Origin of the sequence: Streptomyces sp. cg40 (assembly GCF_050320165.1) — a bacterium.
GTDB classification, from domain to species: domain Bacteria; phylum Actinomycetota; class Actinomycetes; order Streptomycetales; family Streptomycetaceae; genus Streptomyces; species Streptomyces hokutonensis.
Genome location: NZ_CP190128.1, coordinates 3,582,584 through 3,598,143 on the forward strand (window position 1 = coordinate 3,582,584; position 15,560 = coordinate 3,598,143).

Genomic DNA, 15,560 nt, shown 5'->3' on the forward strand with positions numbered 1-15,560 from the left:
GGGGCGGATCGCCCCCGCTCGACGATTCCCTCCGCATTCCCCCCTTCACCAGCACTCCCCCGCGTACAGGAGAATTCACGCCATGAGCAACCACCCCGAGAATCTGCGGTACAGCAAGGAACACGAGTGGCTGACGGCCGCCGTCGACGGTGTCTCGACGGTCGGCATCACCGAGTTCGCGGCGAACGCGCTCGGCGACGTCGTCTACGCCCAGCTGCCCGAGGTCGGCACGACGGTGACCGCGGGCGAGTCCTGCGGCGAGCTGGAGTCGACCAAGTCGGTGTCGGACCTGTACGCGCCGGTCAGCGGTGAGGTCGTGGAGATCAACACGGCCGTCGTGGACGAGCCCGCGCTGGTCAACTCCGAGCCCTTCGACGGCGGTTGGCTCTTCAAGGTGCGGATCACGGACGAGCCCGGGGACCTGCTCTCCGCCGACGAGTACACCGCCTTCACCGCCGGCTGAGGAGTCGTAGAACCATGTCCGTCCTGAACACGCCCCTGCACGAGCTCGACCCGGACATCGCCGCCGCCGTCGACGCCGAGCTGCGCCGTCAGCAGTCCACGCTGGAGATGATCGCCTCGGAGAACTTCGCTCCGGTCGCGGTCATGGAGGCACAGGGCTCCGTCCTCACCAACAAGTACGCCGAGGGGTACCCGGGCCGTCGTTACTACGGCGGCTGCGAGCACGTCGACGTGGCCGAGCAGATCGCGATCGACCGGGTCAAGGAGCTGTTCGGCGCCGAGTACGCCAACGTCCAGCCGCACTCGGGCGCCTCCGCCAACCAGGCCGCCCTGTTCGCGCTGGCCCAGCCCGGCGACACGATCCTCGGCCTCGACCTGGCGCACGGCGGCCACCTCACCCACGGGATGCGGCTGAACTTCTCCGGCAAGCAGTTCGACGTGGTCGCCTACCACGTGGACGCCCGGACCGGTCTGGTCGACATGGCCGAGCTGGAGAAGCTCGCCAAGGAGCACCGCCCGAAGGTCATCATCGCGGGCTGGTCGGCGTACCCGCGGCAGCTGGACTTCGCCGAGTTCCGCCGGATCGCGGACGAGGTCGAGGCGTATCTGTGGGTCGACATGGCGCACTTCGCCGGGCTGGTGGCGGCCGGCCTCCACCCGAATCCCGTCCCCTACGCGGACGTCGTCACGTCCACCACCCACAAGACGCTGGGCGGCCCGCGCGGCGGCATCATCCTCGCCAAGCAGTCCTTCGCGAAGAAGCTCAACTCCTCCGTCTTCCCCGGCTTCCAGGGCGGTCCGCTGGAGCACGTGATCGCCGCCAAGGCGGTCTCCTTCAAGGTCGCGGCGGGCGAGGAGTTCAAGGAGCGCCAGCGGCGTACCGTGGAGGGCGCGCGGCTGCTCGCCGAGCGGCTCGTCCGGGACGACGTGAAGGCCGTAGGCGTCGACGTCCTGTCGGGCGGTACGGACGTGCACCTGGTCCTGGTCGACCTGCGGAACTCCGAGCTCGACGGCCAGCAGGCCGAGGACCGGCTCCACGAGGTCGGCATCACGGTCAACCGGAACGCCGTCCCGAACGACCCGCGGCCCCCGATGGTCACCTCCGGCCTGCGCATCGGCACGCCGGCGCTGGCCACGCGGGGCTTCGGCGCGGAGGACTTCGCCGAGGTCGCGGACGTCATCGCCGAGACGCTGAAGGCGCCCTCTCCCTTCGAGGGGTCCGACGTGGCGGGTCTGAAGGCCCGGGTCACGGCGCTGGCGGAGAAGTACCCGCTGTATCCGGGCCTGTAGTCGGCCCGCCCGGCCGTAGTCGGCCACCGGGGCACCGCCGCACACTGAGAGGTGTACGGCGGTGCCCACCCCCTCGCACCACCCCGCACGTCCTGCGTTCTGAGGAGTCACCGTGGCCATCTCGGTCTTCGACCTGTTCTCGATCGGCATCGGCCCGTCCAGCTCCCACACGGTCGGCCCGATGCGGGCCGCCCGCATGTTCGCGCTCCGGCTGCGCAACGAGGAGCTGCTGGACTCCGTCGCCTCCGTCCGCACCGAGCTGTACGGCTCGCTCGGCGCGACCGGGCACGGGCACGGCACCCCGAAGGCGGTGCTGCTCGGCCTGGAGGGCGAGTCGCCGCGCACGGTGGACGTGGAGGGGGCCGACGAACGGGTCGAGCAGATCAAGGCGGCCGGACGCATCCGCCTCCTCGGCGAGCACGAGATCCCGTTCGACTTCGACGCCGACCTGAAGCTGCACCGCCGTAAAGCCCTGCCGTACCACGCGAACGGCATGACGCTGTGGGCGTACGACGCGGCGGGCGGCGAGCTGCTGTCCAAGACGTACTACTCGGTGGGCGGCGGATTCGTCGTCGACGAGGAGGCGGTGGGCGCCGACCGGATCAAGCTGGACGACACGGTCCTCAAGTACCCCTTCCGCACCGGCGACGAGCTGCTGCGCCTCACGCAGGAGACCGGTCTGTCGATCTCCGCGCTGATGCTGGAGAACGAGCGCGCCTGGCGCACGGAGGAGGAGATCCGGGCCGGGCTGCTGGAGATCTGGCGGGTGATGGGGGCGTGCGTGTCGCGGGGCATGTCGCGGGAGGGCATCCTGCCCGGCGGCCTGCGGGTCCGCCGCAGGGCCGCCATGTCGGCACGCCAACTCCGGGCGGAGGGCGACCCGTTGGCGCACGCGATGGAGTGGATCACGCTCTACGCGATGGCGGTGAACGAGGAGAACGCGGCGGGCGGCCGGGTGGTCACCGCCCCGACCAACGGGGCGGCCGGCATCATCCCGGCGGTCCTCCACTACTACATCAACTTCGTGCCGGGCGCGGACGAGGAGGGCGTCGTCCGCTTCATGCTGGCCGCCGGCGCGATCGGCATGCTCTTCAAGGAGAACGCCTCCATCTCCGGCGCGGAGGTCGGCTGCCAGGGCGAGGTCGGCTCGGCCTGCTCGATGGCGGCGGGCGCGCTGGCCGAGGTCCTGGGCGGCAGCCCGGAGCAGGTCGAGAACGCCGCCGAGATCGGCATGGAACACAACCTCGGCCTCACCTGCGACCCCGTCGGCGGCCTCGTCCAGATCCCCTGCATCGAACGCAACGGCATGGCCGCGGTGAAGGCGGTGACCGCGGCGCGCATGGCGATGCGGGGGGACGGGTCCCACAAGGTGTCCCTCGACAAGGTCATCAAGACGATGAAGGAGACGGGGGCGGACATGAGCGTGAAGTACAAGGAGACGGCTCGGGGCGGGCTTGCGGTGAACATCATCGAGTGTTGAGGGAGCGCCCCTCGGAAGCGCTCAGCCGGCCTCGGCGAGGCGGGTTAGGCGGGTGAGCTGGGCTACCGCTGCCCGGACTGTTCCCCGGCGCCGGTGACGGCGTCGACGTACTCGGACCAGACGGCCGGGACGTCGTAGTGGCAGCCTACGAAGCTGTGCTCGCCCCAGAGGGTGAGCAGGGGCTGGGTGAGGCGGCGGCCTGCTGTCGCGTCCTCCTCGTCGTGGACCAGGTCGATCGAGCCGGCCGCGCGGTAGTCCTCGCAGGCGGCGCGGATCGCGGCCGGGTCGGAGAAGCAGCGCACGTACTCGGCCTGGGCGTCCGGGGCGAAGGGGGTGCCGGGCGCCCATCCGGGCCCGGATCCAGAACTCCGGGTCGCCGCCGATCAGGTGCTCGGGGTTGCCGTTGCCGGCGGTCAGGAAGAACCAGTGGTAGTAGCCGCGCCCGAAGTCGGCGTCGGAGTGCAGGTAGGCGTGCCGGGTCGGCACGATGTCCAGGACCGCGAGCGCGGAGACCGCGCGCTGCGGATTCCAACGGATTCCGGGCATGCGGCGCGGGGCGGGACATCGGGCGGGGGCCGGTAGGCTTCCCTCCTGCCGGCCGGCCCCCGCCCGGGACATGCGCTCCCGGCGGCTTCAGGGCTTCGCGGGAAAGCCCGAGCACTTCCTTCCGAGAATGGTCGGTCAGGCCGGTCCGGCGGGGCCCTCGAGAGTGCTGCTGAAGCGGTCGTACAGCCGCTGGCGCGCCCGGCCGCCGACCCGGCGGATGCCGGCGCGTGTGTGGTTGAGCGCCCGGGAGACCTCGGCGACCAGTTGCATGGACTCGGCCATCTGATCGAAGAGACCGGTGGTGGACGGAACCCAGGTTCCTTCCGGCGCGTGCTGCTGCCCCACCGACGCGCATTTCGTCAGCAGCTCGCTCATCAGACGGTGGAATTCGGCGACGTCCTCGTCGGTGAAGTCGTCGACGGTCAGGTGATACATATTCCGCGCAGTCGGCCCGCGCATACGCAAAACTCCTTGGCGGTGGGTGAGGAAGGAACAGATGAATGCGGCGCTAATGCCCCATCCCGGCTCCCCCGTCGACCGGCAGGACGGCACCGGTGATGTAACCGGCGTCGTCGGAGGCCAGGAACGCGACGGCCGCGGCGACCTCTTCGGGCCTGGCGAGGCGGCCGAGGGGAATCTGGCCGGTCAGATGTGTGCGCTGTTCCTCCGTGAGGTTCTCGCTCATCGCGGTCTCGGTGAGGCCGGGTGCGACCACGTTGAAGGTGATCCCGCGCACGCCGAGTTCCCTGGCCATCGAGCGAGCGAATCCGATCAACCCCGCTTTGGAGGCCGCGTAGTTGGCCTGTCCGCTCTCGCCCCGCAGCGCGACGGCGGAGGAGATGAACACGACCCGGCCCTTCTTGGCGCGCAGCATTCCCCGGCCGGCTCGTCCGACCACCCGGAAGGCGCCGGTGAGGTTGGTGTCGACGACCTCGGTGAAATCCGCTTCGGACATGCGCAGCAGCAACTGGTCCCTGATGATTCCCGCGTTGGATATCAGGACCTCGACCGGACCGTGCTCCGCCTCGACCTGTTTGAAGGCGACGTCGACCTGGTCGGTGTCGGTGATGTCGCACCGCACCGCGAGCAGACCCTCGGGCGGCTCGCCGGTCCGGTACGTCACGGCGACACGGTCACCGGCGGCCGCCATACGACGGGCGACGGCAAGGCCGATACCGCGACCGCCACCGGTGATCAGGACTGAACGGGACACAGAATGCCTTTCCGGTCTGAAAAGCGCGGCCGGTGAGCGACGGCAATCTGGCCAGTACTCGACTGTAAGGAGATCAGTCGAGCCGTCACTCTAGGTGATGAATGGCGTCGGATCGGCCACCGCACGTCGAACAACGCCCCCTCGCGGTCAGGGACTTCACGTCCCCAGCAACGCGAACGACCCGGTGAGTGATCTTTCTGCATCGGCGTCGAGCACACCAGGGTCTGTTTTTTCCGGTTCCGGATTTTCCTGAAAAGGGTTTTCCGGTAATTGAGTCGGCGGCCCGGCGGGCGCCACGGGAGAGGTTCCGAGTTGGACAACAAGGAGGCGCTGCAGAGGCTGCTGCGCTGGAAGCGGGCCCAGATAGACCCGGTGGAGCTCGGGTGGCCGCAGCGCAGCGGACGGGGGCGCCGTTCCACGGGGCTGTCGCAGGCCCAGGTGGCACAGGTGCTGTACGTCTCCGAGCGCACCTACGCCGACCTGGAGCGGGGTGAAATGCCGTCGCCCACCGCGGAGTTCCTCGACAACGTCGCCCAGGCCCTGCGGATGGAGGAGCGCGAGCGCACCGCGCTGTACGTCTACGCCCTGGGCTACGAACCGCCGTTCCCCATGGACCCACTGGCGGGCAGCAGCGTCGCCCCGGCCTGGCAGACGGCGATCGAGCGCGTTTCCGGCCAGCCCTGCTACGCCAATGACGTCGCCTGGAACGTCCTGGCGGCCAACGACGATTTCATCCGGATGTTCCCGCAGGAACCGGGCAAGCCCGCCCGCCTGCCCGAGCAGAACCTGATCCGCTGGATGCTGCTGCGCGAGGACGCCCGCGAGCACCACCTGGTGCAGTGGGAGAAGCGGTGGGCCGAGCCGGTCGCCGCCCAGCTCCGCACGGCCGTTGCGTCGCACCCGGACAACAAGGACCTCCAGCAGCTGGACCAGGAGGTCAACGACGACCCGGTCGCGGGTCCCGTCTACCGCAACCACAAGATCGCCTACGTCCATCCTGACGGTGACTCACGTCTCATGCGCCACGCGGGATTTGTCGCCCCGGAAGGTGAGGAGGACCGGCGGGACCGCTGCTGCGAGCACCACGAGGTGTCCCAGCTGGGGGTGGTGACGATGTGTGCGGCGCAGCCCTTCGGCTCGCCCGGGGCCCGGTTCCTGTTCCTCGTCTTCGAGCCCTCGCAGCGCCCCGTTGCCGCCTGACATTCCGTCCGGGAAGAATGCGTCCCCATGACTGACGCAACCCAGCTCCACGAGATCGCGGCCGGCGTGCACATGTGGGCCCCCGACGGCGTGGACACCTGGGGTCTGGCCAACTGCGGCCTGGTCCACTCGGACGGCGAGGCCCTCGTCGTCGACACGCCGTACACGCCCGCCCTGACCGAGACCTTCCTCACCGCGGCCCGCCGGGTGACGGGCGGCACCGCGCCGGGCACCGTGGTGGCGACCCACGCCAACGGTGACCACACCTGGGGCAACCAGTGCCTCACCGGCAGCGAGATCCTCGCCACGGAAGCGGCACTTGAGCACCAGTGCGTGGAGCCGACGCCTCAGGAACTCCACGCGCTGGTGTGGGAGAGCGATCCGGGCCAGCCGCTGGGCTGGTACTTCCGCCGCCACTTCGGGAAGTTCGACTTCTCGGGCATACGGGTCCTGCCGCCCACCAAGACCTTCACCGGCCGCCACGACCTGACGGTCGGGCGGATCCCCGTCGAACTCCACGAGGTCGGCCCCGCCCACACCGTGGGCGACCTGGTCGTCCATCTCCCCGAGCAGCGGGTCGTGTTCGCCGGCGACATCGTCTTCTCCGGCGACCACCCCTGCCACTGGGCCGGCCCGCTCGACCGGATCGCGGCGGCGGCCGAACGCGTCCTCGCATTCGACCCCGAGTGGATCGTGCCCGGCCACGGCCCACTGCTGACCCCCGCCCAACTGCGCACGTACATCTCCTACTTGGACGACCTCTCCGACCAGGCACTCCTGCTGCACGGCCAGGGCAAGACCCCGATCGAAGCGGCCCGCATCCTCATCGACGAGAACCGCTACCCCGGCCTCGGCCTCCCGGAACGCCTCGCCATCACCCTCTCCACGGAGTTCCGCCACCTCAACCAGGACCACTCCCGCCCGAGCCTGGTCGAACCGTTCGCACTCGCCGCGCGAATCGCCTGGCGACGGGCGTCGGACACGGCGGCGTCGGCCTGATTGTCAACTCGCGTACAGGTGGAGGGAATTGGACTCTCACTGCTCTAGGGCCGGGCCCACCCCCGATGGGGCCGGGGCCAGGCCCTTCATCCGGCTCCAGCGCCGACGCCGACAGACACGGCCGTACGCGGCGCTTGGCCCCCTCCGGCAGGACATCTCCGGCGCCATGCCCGAAGTCGCCCTGTCCGCGCCGGAGTTGACGGATGGAAACGCGGACGACTCCGACCGCCCCCTCCCAGCAGGTGCGGGAGAGCACCGAACAGGGCGTCACCGCACGGGGCATGACGGGCATCCCAAAGTAGGGCGACGCGCTCGCGGAGGCCGCAGTGCCGCGGGCCGCGGTACAGGCGAAGAAGGCCGGGAGCGAGCCGCGGGCCGAAGCCGCGGTGCCGCCTCCCACTGCGGCATCCCGGGCGGACAGCCTCCGCACCGACACCGACGGCTGCTCCTCGTCGCCCGCGCCCACGCTCAGCGGATCCGGCCGGGAGCGAGCCGCCGGCCTGAGCCGTACCGCCACCCCACTGGCGCCTCCCGGACGGACAGCCACCGCACCGACACCGACCAGCTGCTCCTCATCGCTCACGCCCACGCTCAGCGGATCCGGCCGGGAACGAGCCGCCGGCCGAAGTCGTACCGCCGCCCTGGCGCCTCCCGGGCGGAAGCCTCCGCACCGACCCCGACCGGCCGCTCCTCATCACCCGCGCCCGCGCCCAGCGGATCGCGGGTAGCGTCGACGACGAACTGCCCCCGCAGGAACGGACCCGCAAGCGTGACCGACCCGTTGCAGGACCCCCTGTTCTTCGCCGACCCCTATTCGACCTACGCGCGGCTACGGAACGCGGCGCCGGTGCAGCAGGTGCCGACCGGTTCGGCGGGGCGCGTCGGCTATCTGGTCACGGGCTACACGGAGGCCCGGGAGGCGTTCGCCGACCCACGGCTCTCGAAGGACACCGCGCGGTTCTTCGCGGGCCGGCTGTCCGACCGCGATCTCCATCCGGCGGTCTCGCGGAACATGCTGGCCACCGATCCCCCGGAGCACGCGCGGCTACGGGCCCTGGTGACCAAGGCGTTCAGCACCGGGGCCGTGGCGAAGCTGCGCCCCTACATCGCGGGGCTCGTCGACGAACTCCTCGACGCCTGGCCGGAACACGGACCGGTGGACCTCGTCGCCGGCCTCGCGGTACCGCTGCCGGTCACCGTCATCTGCGAGATGCTCGCGGTGCCCGAAGCCGACCGCGGGTCGGTGCACGCGTGGTCCGGCGAGTTGTTCGCCGCGGGAGACCCGCGGCGGATCGACGCCGCCTCGCAGGCCGTCGGCACCTACATGACCGACCTCGTCGCCGCCCGGCGCGCCTCCCCCGGCGAGAGTCTGCTCGACGATCTCATCGCGGTGCGTGACGGTCAGGACCGGCTGACCGAGGACGAACTCGTGTCGCTCGCCGTGCTGTTGCTCGTGGCCGGGCACGAGACCACCACCAACTTCATCGGCAACGCGGCCCTGGCGCTTCTCCAACACCCGGAATCCCTCGCCCGGTTGAAGGCCGAGCCGGAGCTGTTCGGCACCGCCCTCGACGAGTTGCTGCGCTTCGACTCGCCGGTCGGGATCGCCACGTTCCGCTACAGCACCGAGGCGCTCACCCTCGGCGGGACCGACATCCCCGCGGGTGTTCCGGTGCTCATCGCACCCGGCGCCGCCAACCGCGACCCCGCGCGGTTCCCCGGCCCCGACCGCCTCGACCTCGACCGCGCCGCCACCGGTCACCTCGCCTTCGGCCACGGCATCCACCGCTGCCTGGGCGCACCGCTCGCGCGGGCGGAGGGCGAACTCGCGCTCCGGGCCGTCTTCGCCCGCTTCCCCGACGTACGGCTGGCACGTCCCGTGGAGCAACTGGATTGGCGGCACACGCGGTTGACGCGCGGACTCACGTCCCTGCCGGTCGTCGTATGACGCGGTGACGTGGTGACGTTGTGTCAATTCGCCCTGGCCGGGCCCGAGTTGTCGATGGCAAGGGAGACCGCCAGCGTGCCCAGCACCGTACCCATCGCGTAGCGCTGCACCTTGAGCCAGGAGGGGCGGCGTTCGAGGAAGACGGCGATCGCGCCGGCCGCCAGGACGATGGCGAGGTTGACCGCGATGCTGACCACGATCTGGACCGAGCCGAGGACGAGGCCCTGGAGGAGAACGTGCCCCTTGTCCAGGTCGATGAACTGGGGGATCAGCGAGAGGTACATGATGGCGATCTTCGGGTTGAGCAGGTTCGTCATCAGGCCCATCGTGAACAGCTTGCGCGGTGAGTCGTGCGGTACGTCCTGCGGGGCGAAGACGGAGATCCCGCCCGGCTTCAGGGCGTTCCAGGCCAGGTAGGCGAGGTACCCGGCGCCCGCGAGCTTCACCGCGAAGTACAGCTCGGGCACGGCGACGAAGAACACCGACAGGCCCAGGTTCGCCGCGAGCAGGTACACCATGAAGCCGAGTGCGACCCCGCCGAGGGAGACCATCCCGGCGCGCCTGCCCTGGGTGATGCTGCGGGAGACGAGATAGATCATGTTCGGGCCGGGGGTGAGCACCATTCCCAGAGCCACCGCCGTCACACCCAGTATGCCGCTCAGTTCGACCATGTTCGGAGCGTATTCGAGACCCACACCTCGATGCAATGTTCATTTTGCACTCGGTGCAATTCAATGATTGGATTGACACCCGATCGAGAAGCCAAGAAGCCAAGAAGCCAAGAAGGCCAGAGACCAAGAGGGCGAGAAGGGCGGGAGAGCCGTGCGGGACTACCAGAGCGTCGCCGACGCCGTGGCCGGGGAGATCAGGTCCGGCGCGCTCCGTCCCGGCGACCGGCTCCCCCCGCAGCGCGAGTTCGCCCGGCGGCACGGCATCGCCAACTCCACCGCCACGCGCGTGTACCGCGAACTGGCCCGCCGGGGCCTGACCGTGGGCGAGGTGGGCCGCGGCACCTTCGTCCGCGCACTGTCCGCCGACCCGGCCGGCTCCGCCCCCGCGCTCACCGAACCCGCCGAGGGCCGGCGCGTCGACCTGGAGCTCAACTACCCGGTCGCACCCGGGCAGAACGCGCTCCTCGCCGAGGGCCTGGGCAGTCTCCTACGGCCCGACGCCCTCGGGGACGCCCTGCGGCCGGTCGGCACCTCCGGCTTCCCGGCCGCCCGGGAGTCCGCCGCCGACACGCTCGCCCGGGGCGGCTGGCGCCCGGACCCGGCGCGGATCCACTTCGCGGGCAACGGACGGCAGGCCATCGCGGCCGCAGTCACCGCCCTCGTACCGCCGGGTGCCCGGCTCGGCGTCGAGGAGCTGACGTACCCCGTCGTCAAGGCCGTCGCCGCCCGCCTCGGCATCACCCTCGTCCCGCTGGCCATGGACGACGCCGGACTCGTCCCGGAAGCGGTGGAAGAGTCGCACACCGCTGCCCCGCTGCACGCCGTCTACGTCCAGCCGAGGCTGCACAACCCGCTCTCGCTCACCATGCCCGCCGAACGCGTCGAGCGGCTGGCCGAGGTACTGCTCGCGCTCGGGATCCCCGCGATCGAGGACACGATCTGGGCCTTCCTCCGTGACGAACTGCCGCCGCTCGCCGCGTACGCCCCCGAGCGGACGGTCCTGATCGACAGCCTGTCCAAGCGCGTCGCCCCCGGCCTGACGCTCGGGTTCGCGGTGGCGCCCGAGGCCCTGACGGGCGGGATCGTCGCCGCCCTGCGGTCCGGCGGCAGCGCCCCGGGCCGGTTCGCCCTGGAGGTGGCCCACCGCTGGCAGCAGGACGGCACGGTGAAGACACTGGTGGCGGCCAAGCAGAAGGAAGCGGCGGTACGGCAGGGGATCGCGGCCCGGCAGCTCGCCGGGTTCGCGGTGCGGAGCGATCCGCGCTCCCTCCACTGCTGGTGGCGACTGCCCCGCCCGTGGCGCGCGGACACCTTCGTCGCGGCGGCCGCACGGCACGGCATCGGGGTGGTACCGGCCGCCGCGTTCACCGTCGGCTCCCACCACTCCCCCAACGCCGTCCGCCTGGGCCTCGCCACCCCCGCCCCGGAGACCCTCTCCCGGGCGCTCGGCACGCTCGCCGAACTCGCCCGCTCCACGCCGGAGGACCTCGTCACCGACTGAGGTGGTGGTGTTCCCTAAGGTGGGTCGCCGTGGATCTCGAAGCAGTACGCACTTTCGTCGCCGTCGCGGAAGCGGGTCAGTTCCAGAAGGCCGCCGCCGACCTGTCGATCAGCCAGCAGGCCGTCTCCAAACGCGTCGCCGCGCTGGAACGCGCCCTCGGCGTACGGCTGTTCACCCGTGCTCCGCGCGGCGCCGAACTCACCATCGACGGGCAGGCGTTCCTGCCCCACGCGCGCGAACTGCTGCGCGTCGCGGAGCGCGCGAGCGCGTCCGTGCGCCCCGGCCGCCGTCCGCTGCGCGTCGACGTGATCGCCTCGCGCGTCGCACCGTCGGCCCTGATGCGCGACTTCCACCGGGCGCACCCGGAGATCGACCTCGACGTGGTGATGCTGTCCGACATCGATACGGCCGTCGCCGCGATCCGCTCCGGCGCGATCGACGCGTCCTTCCGCGCGGTCGCCGTGCCGGGGCACCCGCTCCCCGAAGACATCGAATCCGTCCGGGTGCTCGACGAACCGCACCAGCTCCTCACCGGCCCCGCCCACGCCCTGGCGGACGCCCGCTCGGTGACCCTCGCCGAGCTCACCGGGCACCGGATCTGGATGCCCGGCCTCGTCCCCGGAACCGAGTGGACCGCCTACTACGACGCCCTCGTGGCCGAGTTCGGCCTCACGATCGAGGCGACCGGCCCCAACTTCGGCTCCGACGTCCTCCTCGACACCATCGCCGACACCCCGGCCCTCGCCACCTTCACCACCGCACGGACCCGCCTCGTCTGGCCCCCCGACCACGACCTCCGCCGCATCCCGGTGACCGACCCGACCCCCGTCTACCCCCACTCCCTCCTCTGGCACCACGACAACCCCCACCCGGCCCTGCCCACCCTCCGGTCCCACCTCGCCACGACGACGGCCGACCGCCGGCCCACCGGAACCTGGACACCGACCTGGGCAACTCCGCGCTGACCGAGCGCACCCCGCCCCACAATCACCCGCCCACCACACCGGACAGTCCGTCCTGACGACTCCGCCACCCCCCACCATCCGTCCAGCAAGACCACGGCACCCCGACGACGCCGCCCACCCACCGCACCCACCTCACCACCACGACAGCCGACCGCCAGCCCACCGGAACCTGGACACCGACCTGGGCAACTCCGCGCTGACCGAGCGCGCCCCACCCGCGCCCACAACTCCGGAAAGTCTGCCCCCGGTTCTGCCCCCGCGGACTCCCCTCCACCCGCCCCCCGTCCGGTAAGAGGGAAGGGCACCCGTCGAGCGAAGGGCAATCGCGCATGCGCATCCAGGGAGAGAACCACTCCGGCGCCGACCGGGCCGGCGGACGCCCCGCGTCCCGGCCGGCCGCCGCGCTGCCTCCCCTCGCCGCGCTCCAACGGGCCGCCGGAAACGCCGCGTTGACCCTCGCGATCCAGCGGGCGCGGGACGAGGAGCGCGCCGTAGAGGCGGAGCGTACGGGGACCGGGGCGGGCGGGTCGGTGCAGCGGCGATCGTCCGTTCCGGATGCCGTCGGATCGCCCGGCCGCCCCCTGGAACCCCGTATCCTCCAGCGTGCCGAGCAGGCCTACGGCATGGGCTTCGGGCATGTACGTGTGCACAGCGGGCCGGTCGCCCGGCGTTCGGCCGAGGAGCTGGGCGCGCTCGCCTACACCACCGGTTCCCACATCGTGCTCGGCGGCGGCCGGGTCGACGACGAGGTGATGTACGAGGAGGTCGACCATGTCAGGCAGCAGGCTCTGGGGCCCGTGCCCGGCACGCTCAACGGCACGGGCGAGAAGGTCTCCCACCCGGACGACCCGTTCGAGCGGAGCGCCGGCGCCAACGGCCGGAAGCTGGCCCGCGGCGCCGCCCCCGACCTCGCCCTGCCCGGAGCCGCCGTAGCGGGCGGGGCGGTGCAGCGCAGCGTGGACGGCGAGGTCGCCGTGCAGCGGGCGGACCGGCCGGGGCCCGCGACGGCGACCGCTCCCTCACCCGCCCCCTCGCCGCCGCCCTCCGCCTCTCCCCCGGCCATCGCCCGGCTCGCGCGGCTGCTCGTCGGGGGGAATCAGGAGCTCCGGAACAAGGACGTACGGAACGTCATCCACAGGCGGGTGCGCAGTGGCCCGAGTTTCTCGGAGGCCGAGCTCGATGCGATCAGGGCGGCGGAGGCCGAGGACCCCAAGTGGCTGAAGACGGTGGGGATGTGCACCCATGCCGAGGCGCTGGCCTACATCAAGGCGGGTGACTTCCGCAGCTGGCTCCAGCAGCCGGAGGGCAAGCGGCTGCTCGTGGCCACCCTGCGCTGGCAGCAGAGCGTCGAGGAGCGCGGCGAGGGGAAGCCGCCGGACAAGCCCACCCGCTCGGACTACCAGCTCGGCCGCCACATGGCCATGCACGCCGAGGGCACCCCGCAGGAGGAGAAGGACCGGCTCACGGGGGAGCGGAACGAGCAGATCTTCCAGACCTTCGTCAGCACCATGCTCCCGCCCGGCATCAGCGACACCGTCCCGGACGCGGGCAAGCACCGGGAGCGGGTCCAGCGCGGTACCGAGGTGCTGACCAAGATCTTCCTGATCCTGAAGGAGGGGCTGAAGGTCTTCAACCCGGAGGCGGGCATCCACGAGGACTTCGAGGACGACGTCGCCCACGCCCTGGCCTACGGCGGACGCGTCAACATCCGCATCCCGCAGCTCGCCGACGGCCAGCACGGCTACGAGCTGCCCCAGTGGCTGCACATCACCAAGGAGAACCGCAGGCCCTGGGAGCCGCAGTCGACTCCGGAGGAGCCGGTGTACCGGCGCGCGTTCGGCACGCACCACATGACGATCGGAGACAACAGCGCGGACGGCACGCGCGGCGACTTCGTGGAGAAGGGCGAGATCGGCGCCACCCTGCGGAACTGGGGCGATCCCCACAGCCACCTCTACGGCCTTCCGATGGCCATCGGCGGCATGGGCAACACCGACTACCACGGCGACACCATCCTCCCGAACGAGTCGTACGGGCACATGTTCATGGGGTACAAGCCGCCGACGCACGAGCGCGACGGGGCGTTCCAGGTCGGTATCGAGACCGCCGGACCGAGCGGCCGGACCCCCGACGGCTACAAGCACGGCATCACGAGCAGCGAGAAGAACAACAACCCGGTGAGCCAGTTCGGCGGGCACAAGGACGACAAGATCGGTGCGAACGCTCCCCTCGACAAGAACCAACGCCTCGTCGATCTCAAGGAGTTCGGCGACTGGGTGAAGAAGCTCAAGGACCTGGAGCAGGCCTGGAAGACGGAGCTGGCCAAGGCGCAGACCCACGAGGAGCAGGCGGCCCTGTACCGGGACCTGATCGGCAGGCGCGGCGGCGGCGCGTAGACGCCCCGCCGGTGTTCGTCGAGGACGGGGAACTCGCCCTGGGCCCGCCCGAGCACGCGGGGGTCTAATCCCGGGTGACGCCGGCGGCCACCGCGTGGCCGATGAAGAGGTAGACCAGCGCGGGCAGGCCGTAGTTGACCACCGTGCGCCAGTCGGCCGAGTGGATGGTGAACAGGTTGTGCGACCAGCCGGAGAGCCAGTCGGCCGCGTGGTGGACCCGGTCGACCGTGCTGTTCGCGGTGTTGGCGTCGAACAGGTAGAGACCGATCCACAGGATCAGGATGAGTGCCGCGATGTCCGCGAGGACGGAGACGACCGTCCCCGCGGGGCTTCCGCCGTAGCGTGTGGACATGCTCAACGGGTGGCCCGGAAAGCCGGGTTGAAACCTCCCGGCGCCAGATGGCGTCAGCGGCGCGCCAGTTGGCGTTCCCCACCCGCGCCGGGGCTGTAGGGCAGGCCGTAGTGCTTGAAGATCGCTTCCTCCTGGTCGGCGGGCAGGACGTCGTCGGTGCCGATCGAAGGGGCCTGTTTCACCAGGGCCTTGGGGTAGTCGACCTTGACGTAGTCCGGCCCGAGGATCGCCTCGTCCAGCGGGACGAAGGTGAGCCGGTGCCGCGTGGGCAGTCCGGTGCGGACCGTGGCCATGGCCGGCTCGTCGGTGGCGGTGTTCACGTACACGGCCTCCAGCACACCGATCTTGTGGGACTCCGCGTCCACGACATCGCGCTCGCGCCACTCCCGGACATCCGCTGCGTGCAGCATGGTTCCCACTCCCTCTGTACGTTTCCCGTGCTCCGGGTACCCGCGACGGGATCCGTCATGGCTCCCGGTTGCCTCCGTCGAGTCGATCGGTAACGTGAGGCGATCAACCGGCACTTGGCACTCGGGG

Annotated in this window: 15 protein-coding genes; 9 read left to right on the forward strand and 6 right to left on the reverse strand. The window is 71.0% G+C overall.

All coding sequences use genetic code 11. From position 1 onward, the window contains the following. Positions 1-82: 82 nt before the first annotated feature. The 3 genes from gcvH to ACQHII_RS15580 all read left to right on the forward strand — a co-directional run bounded on the left by gcvH (position 83) and on the right by ACQHII_RS15580 (position 3,232). Positions 83-463 carry a glycine cleavage system protein GcvH gene (gene gcvH / locus ACQHII_RS15570; RefSeq protein ID WP_427919868.1) on the forward strand — a complete coding sequence of 127 codons (381 nt, stop codon included), beginning with the start codon at positions 83-85 and terminating at the stop codon, positions 461-463. A 14-nt stretch (positions 464-477) separates the two neighbouring features. Then, complete coding sequence (gene glyA / locus ACQHII_RS15575; protein WP_427919869.1) at positions 478-1,752, forward strand: serine hydroxymethyltransferase; 1,275 nt, start codon at positions 478-480, stop codon at positions 1,750-1,752. A gap of 112 nt (positions 1,753-1,864) precedes the next feature. Beyond that, a complete protein-coding gene (locus ACQHII_RS15580) occupies positions 1,865-3,232 on the forward strand; it encodes an L-serine ammonia-lyase (protein ID WP_427919870.1) in 1,368 nt (455 codons plus the stop codon). A gap of 62 nt (positions 3,233-3,294) precedes the next feature. Here ACQHII_RS15580 and ACQHII_RS15585 read toward each other — a convergent pair whose 3' ends face one another. The 3 genes from ACQHII_RS15585 to fabG form a co-directional block, all read right to left on the reverse strand. After that, entirely contained in the window at positions 3,295-3,534 is a 240-nt protein-coding gene (locus tag ACQHII_RS15585) for a hypothetical protein (RefSeq protein WP_427919871.1), read from the reverse strand. A gap of 379 nt (positions 3,535-3,913) precedes the next feature. Further along, complete coding sequence (locus ACQHII_RS15590; protein WP_427919872.1) at positions 3,914-4,237, reverse strand: hypothetical protein; 324 nt, start codon at positions 4,235-4,237, stop codon at positions 3,914-3,916. Positions 4,238-4,286: 49 nt separating this feature from the next. Beyond that, complete coding sequence (fabG, locus tag ACQHII_RS15595) at positions 4,287-4,991, reverse strand: 3-oxoacyl-ACP reductase FabG (RefSeq protein ID WP_427919873.1); 705 nt, start codon at positions 4,989-4,991, stop codon at positions 4,287-4,289. A 312-nt stretch (positions 4,992-5,303) separates the two neighbouring features. Between fabG and ACQHII_RS15600 the strand changes: the two genes are divergently transcribed. The 3 genes from ACQHII_RS15600 (at position 5,304) to ACQHII_RS15610 (ending at position 9,138) form a co-directional block, all read left to right on the forward strand. Next, entirely contained in the window at positions 5,304-6,191 is an 888-nt protein-coding gene (locus tag ACQHII_RS15600; RefSeq protein WP_427919874.1) for a helix-turn-helix domain-containing protein, read from the forward strand. A gap of 27 nt (positions 6,192-6,218) precedes the next feature. After that, entirely contained in the window at positions 6,219-7,190 is a 972-nt protein-coding gene (locus tag ACQHII_RS15605; RefSeq protein ID WP_427919875.1) for an MBL fold metallo-hydrolase, read from the forward strand. A gap of 769 nt (positions 7,191-7,959) precedes the next feature. After that, positions 7,960-9,138, forward strand: a complete 1,179-nt coding sequence (locus ACQHII_RS15610) for a cytochrome P450 family protein (RefSeq protein WP_427919876.1) — start codon at positions 7,960-7,962, stop codon at positions 9,136-9,138. Positions 9,139-9,161: 23 nt separating this feature from the next. Here the strand turns inward: ACQHII_RS15610 and ACQHII_RS15615 are convergent, their stop codons facing one another. Then, entirely contained in the window at positions 9,162-9,809 is a 648-nt protein-coding gene (locus tag ACQHII_RS15615; protein WP_427919877.1) for a LysE family translocator, read from the reverse strand. Between the two features lie 151 nt (positions 9,810-9,960). Between ACQHII_RS15615 and ACQHII_RS15620 the strand changes: the two genes are divergently transcribed. The 3 genes from ACQHII_RS15620 to ACQHII_RS15630 all read left to right on the forward strand — a co-directional run bounded on the left by ACQHII_RS15620 (position 9,961) and on the right by ACQHII_RS15630 (position 14,671). After that, the gene (locus ACQHII_RS15620) at positions 9,961-11,310 is read left to right on the forward strand and encodes a PLP-dependent aminotransferase family protein (protein WP_427919878.1); all 1,350 of its coding nucleotides are present in this window, start codon (positions 9,961-9,963) and stop codon (positions 11,308-11,310) included. 29 nt (positions 11,311-11,339) lie between these two features. Next, positions 11,340-12,275: a LysR family transcriptional regulator gene (locus ACQHII_RS15625; protein WP_427919879.1), complete on the forward strand. Its 936-nt coding sequence runs from the start codon at positions 11,340-11,342 to the stop codon at positions 12,273-12,275. Positions 12,276-12,604: 329 nt separating this feature from the next. Continuing rightward, a complete protein-coding gene (locus ACQHII_RS15630; RefSeq protein WP_427919880.1) occupies positions 12,605-14,671 on the forward strand; it encodes an eCIS core domain-containing protein in 2,067 nt (688 codons plus the stop codon). Positions 14,672-14,735: 64 nt separating this feature from the next. Here the strand turns inward: ACQHII_RS15630 and ACQHII_RS15635 are convergent, their stop codons facing one another. Together ACQHII_RS15635 and ACQHII_RS15640 are read right to left on the reverse strand one after the other, a co-directional pair. Beyond that, positions 14,736-15,023, reverse strand: coding sequence for a hypothetical protein (locus ACQHII_RS15635; RefSeq protein ID WP_427919881.1), 288 nt, complete (start codon positions 15,021-15,023; stop codon positions 14,736-14,738). Positions 15,024-15,076: 53 nt separating this feature from the next. Continuing rightward, complete coding sequence (locus ACQHII_RS15640) at positions 15,077-15,433, reverse strand: PRC-barrel domain-containing protein (protein WP_427919882.1); 357 nt, start codon at positions 15,431-15,433, stop codon at positions 15,077-15,079. Positions 15,434-15,560 lie beyond the last annotated feature (127 nt).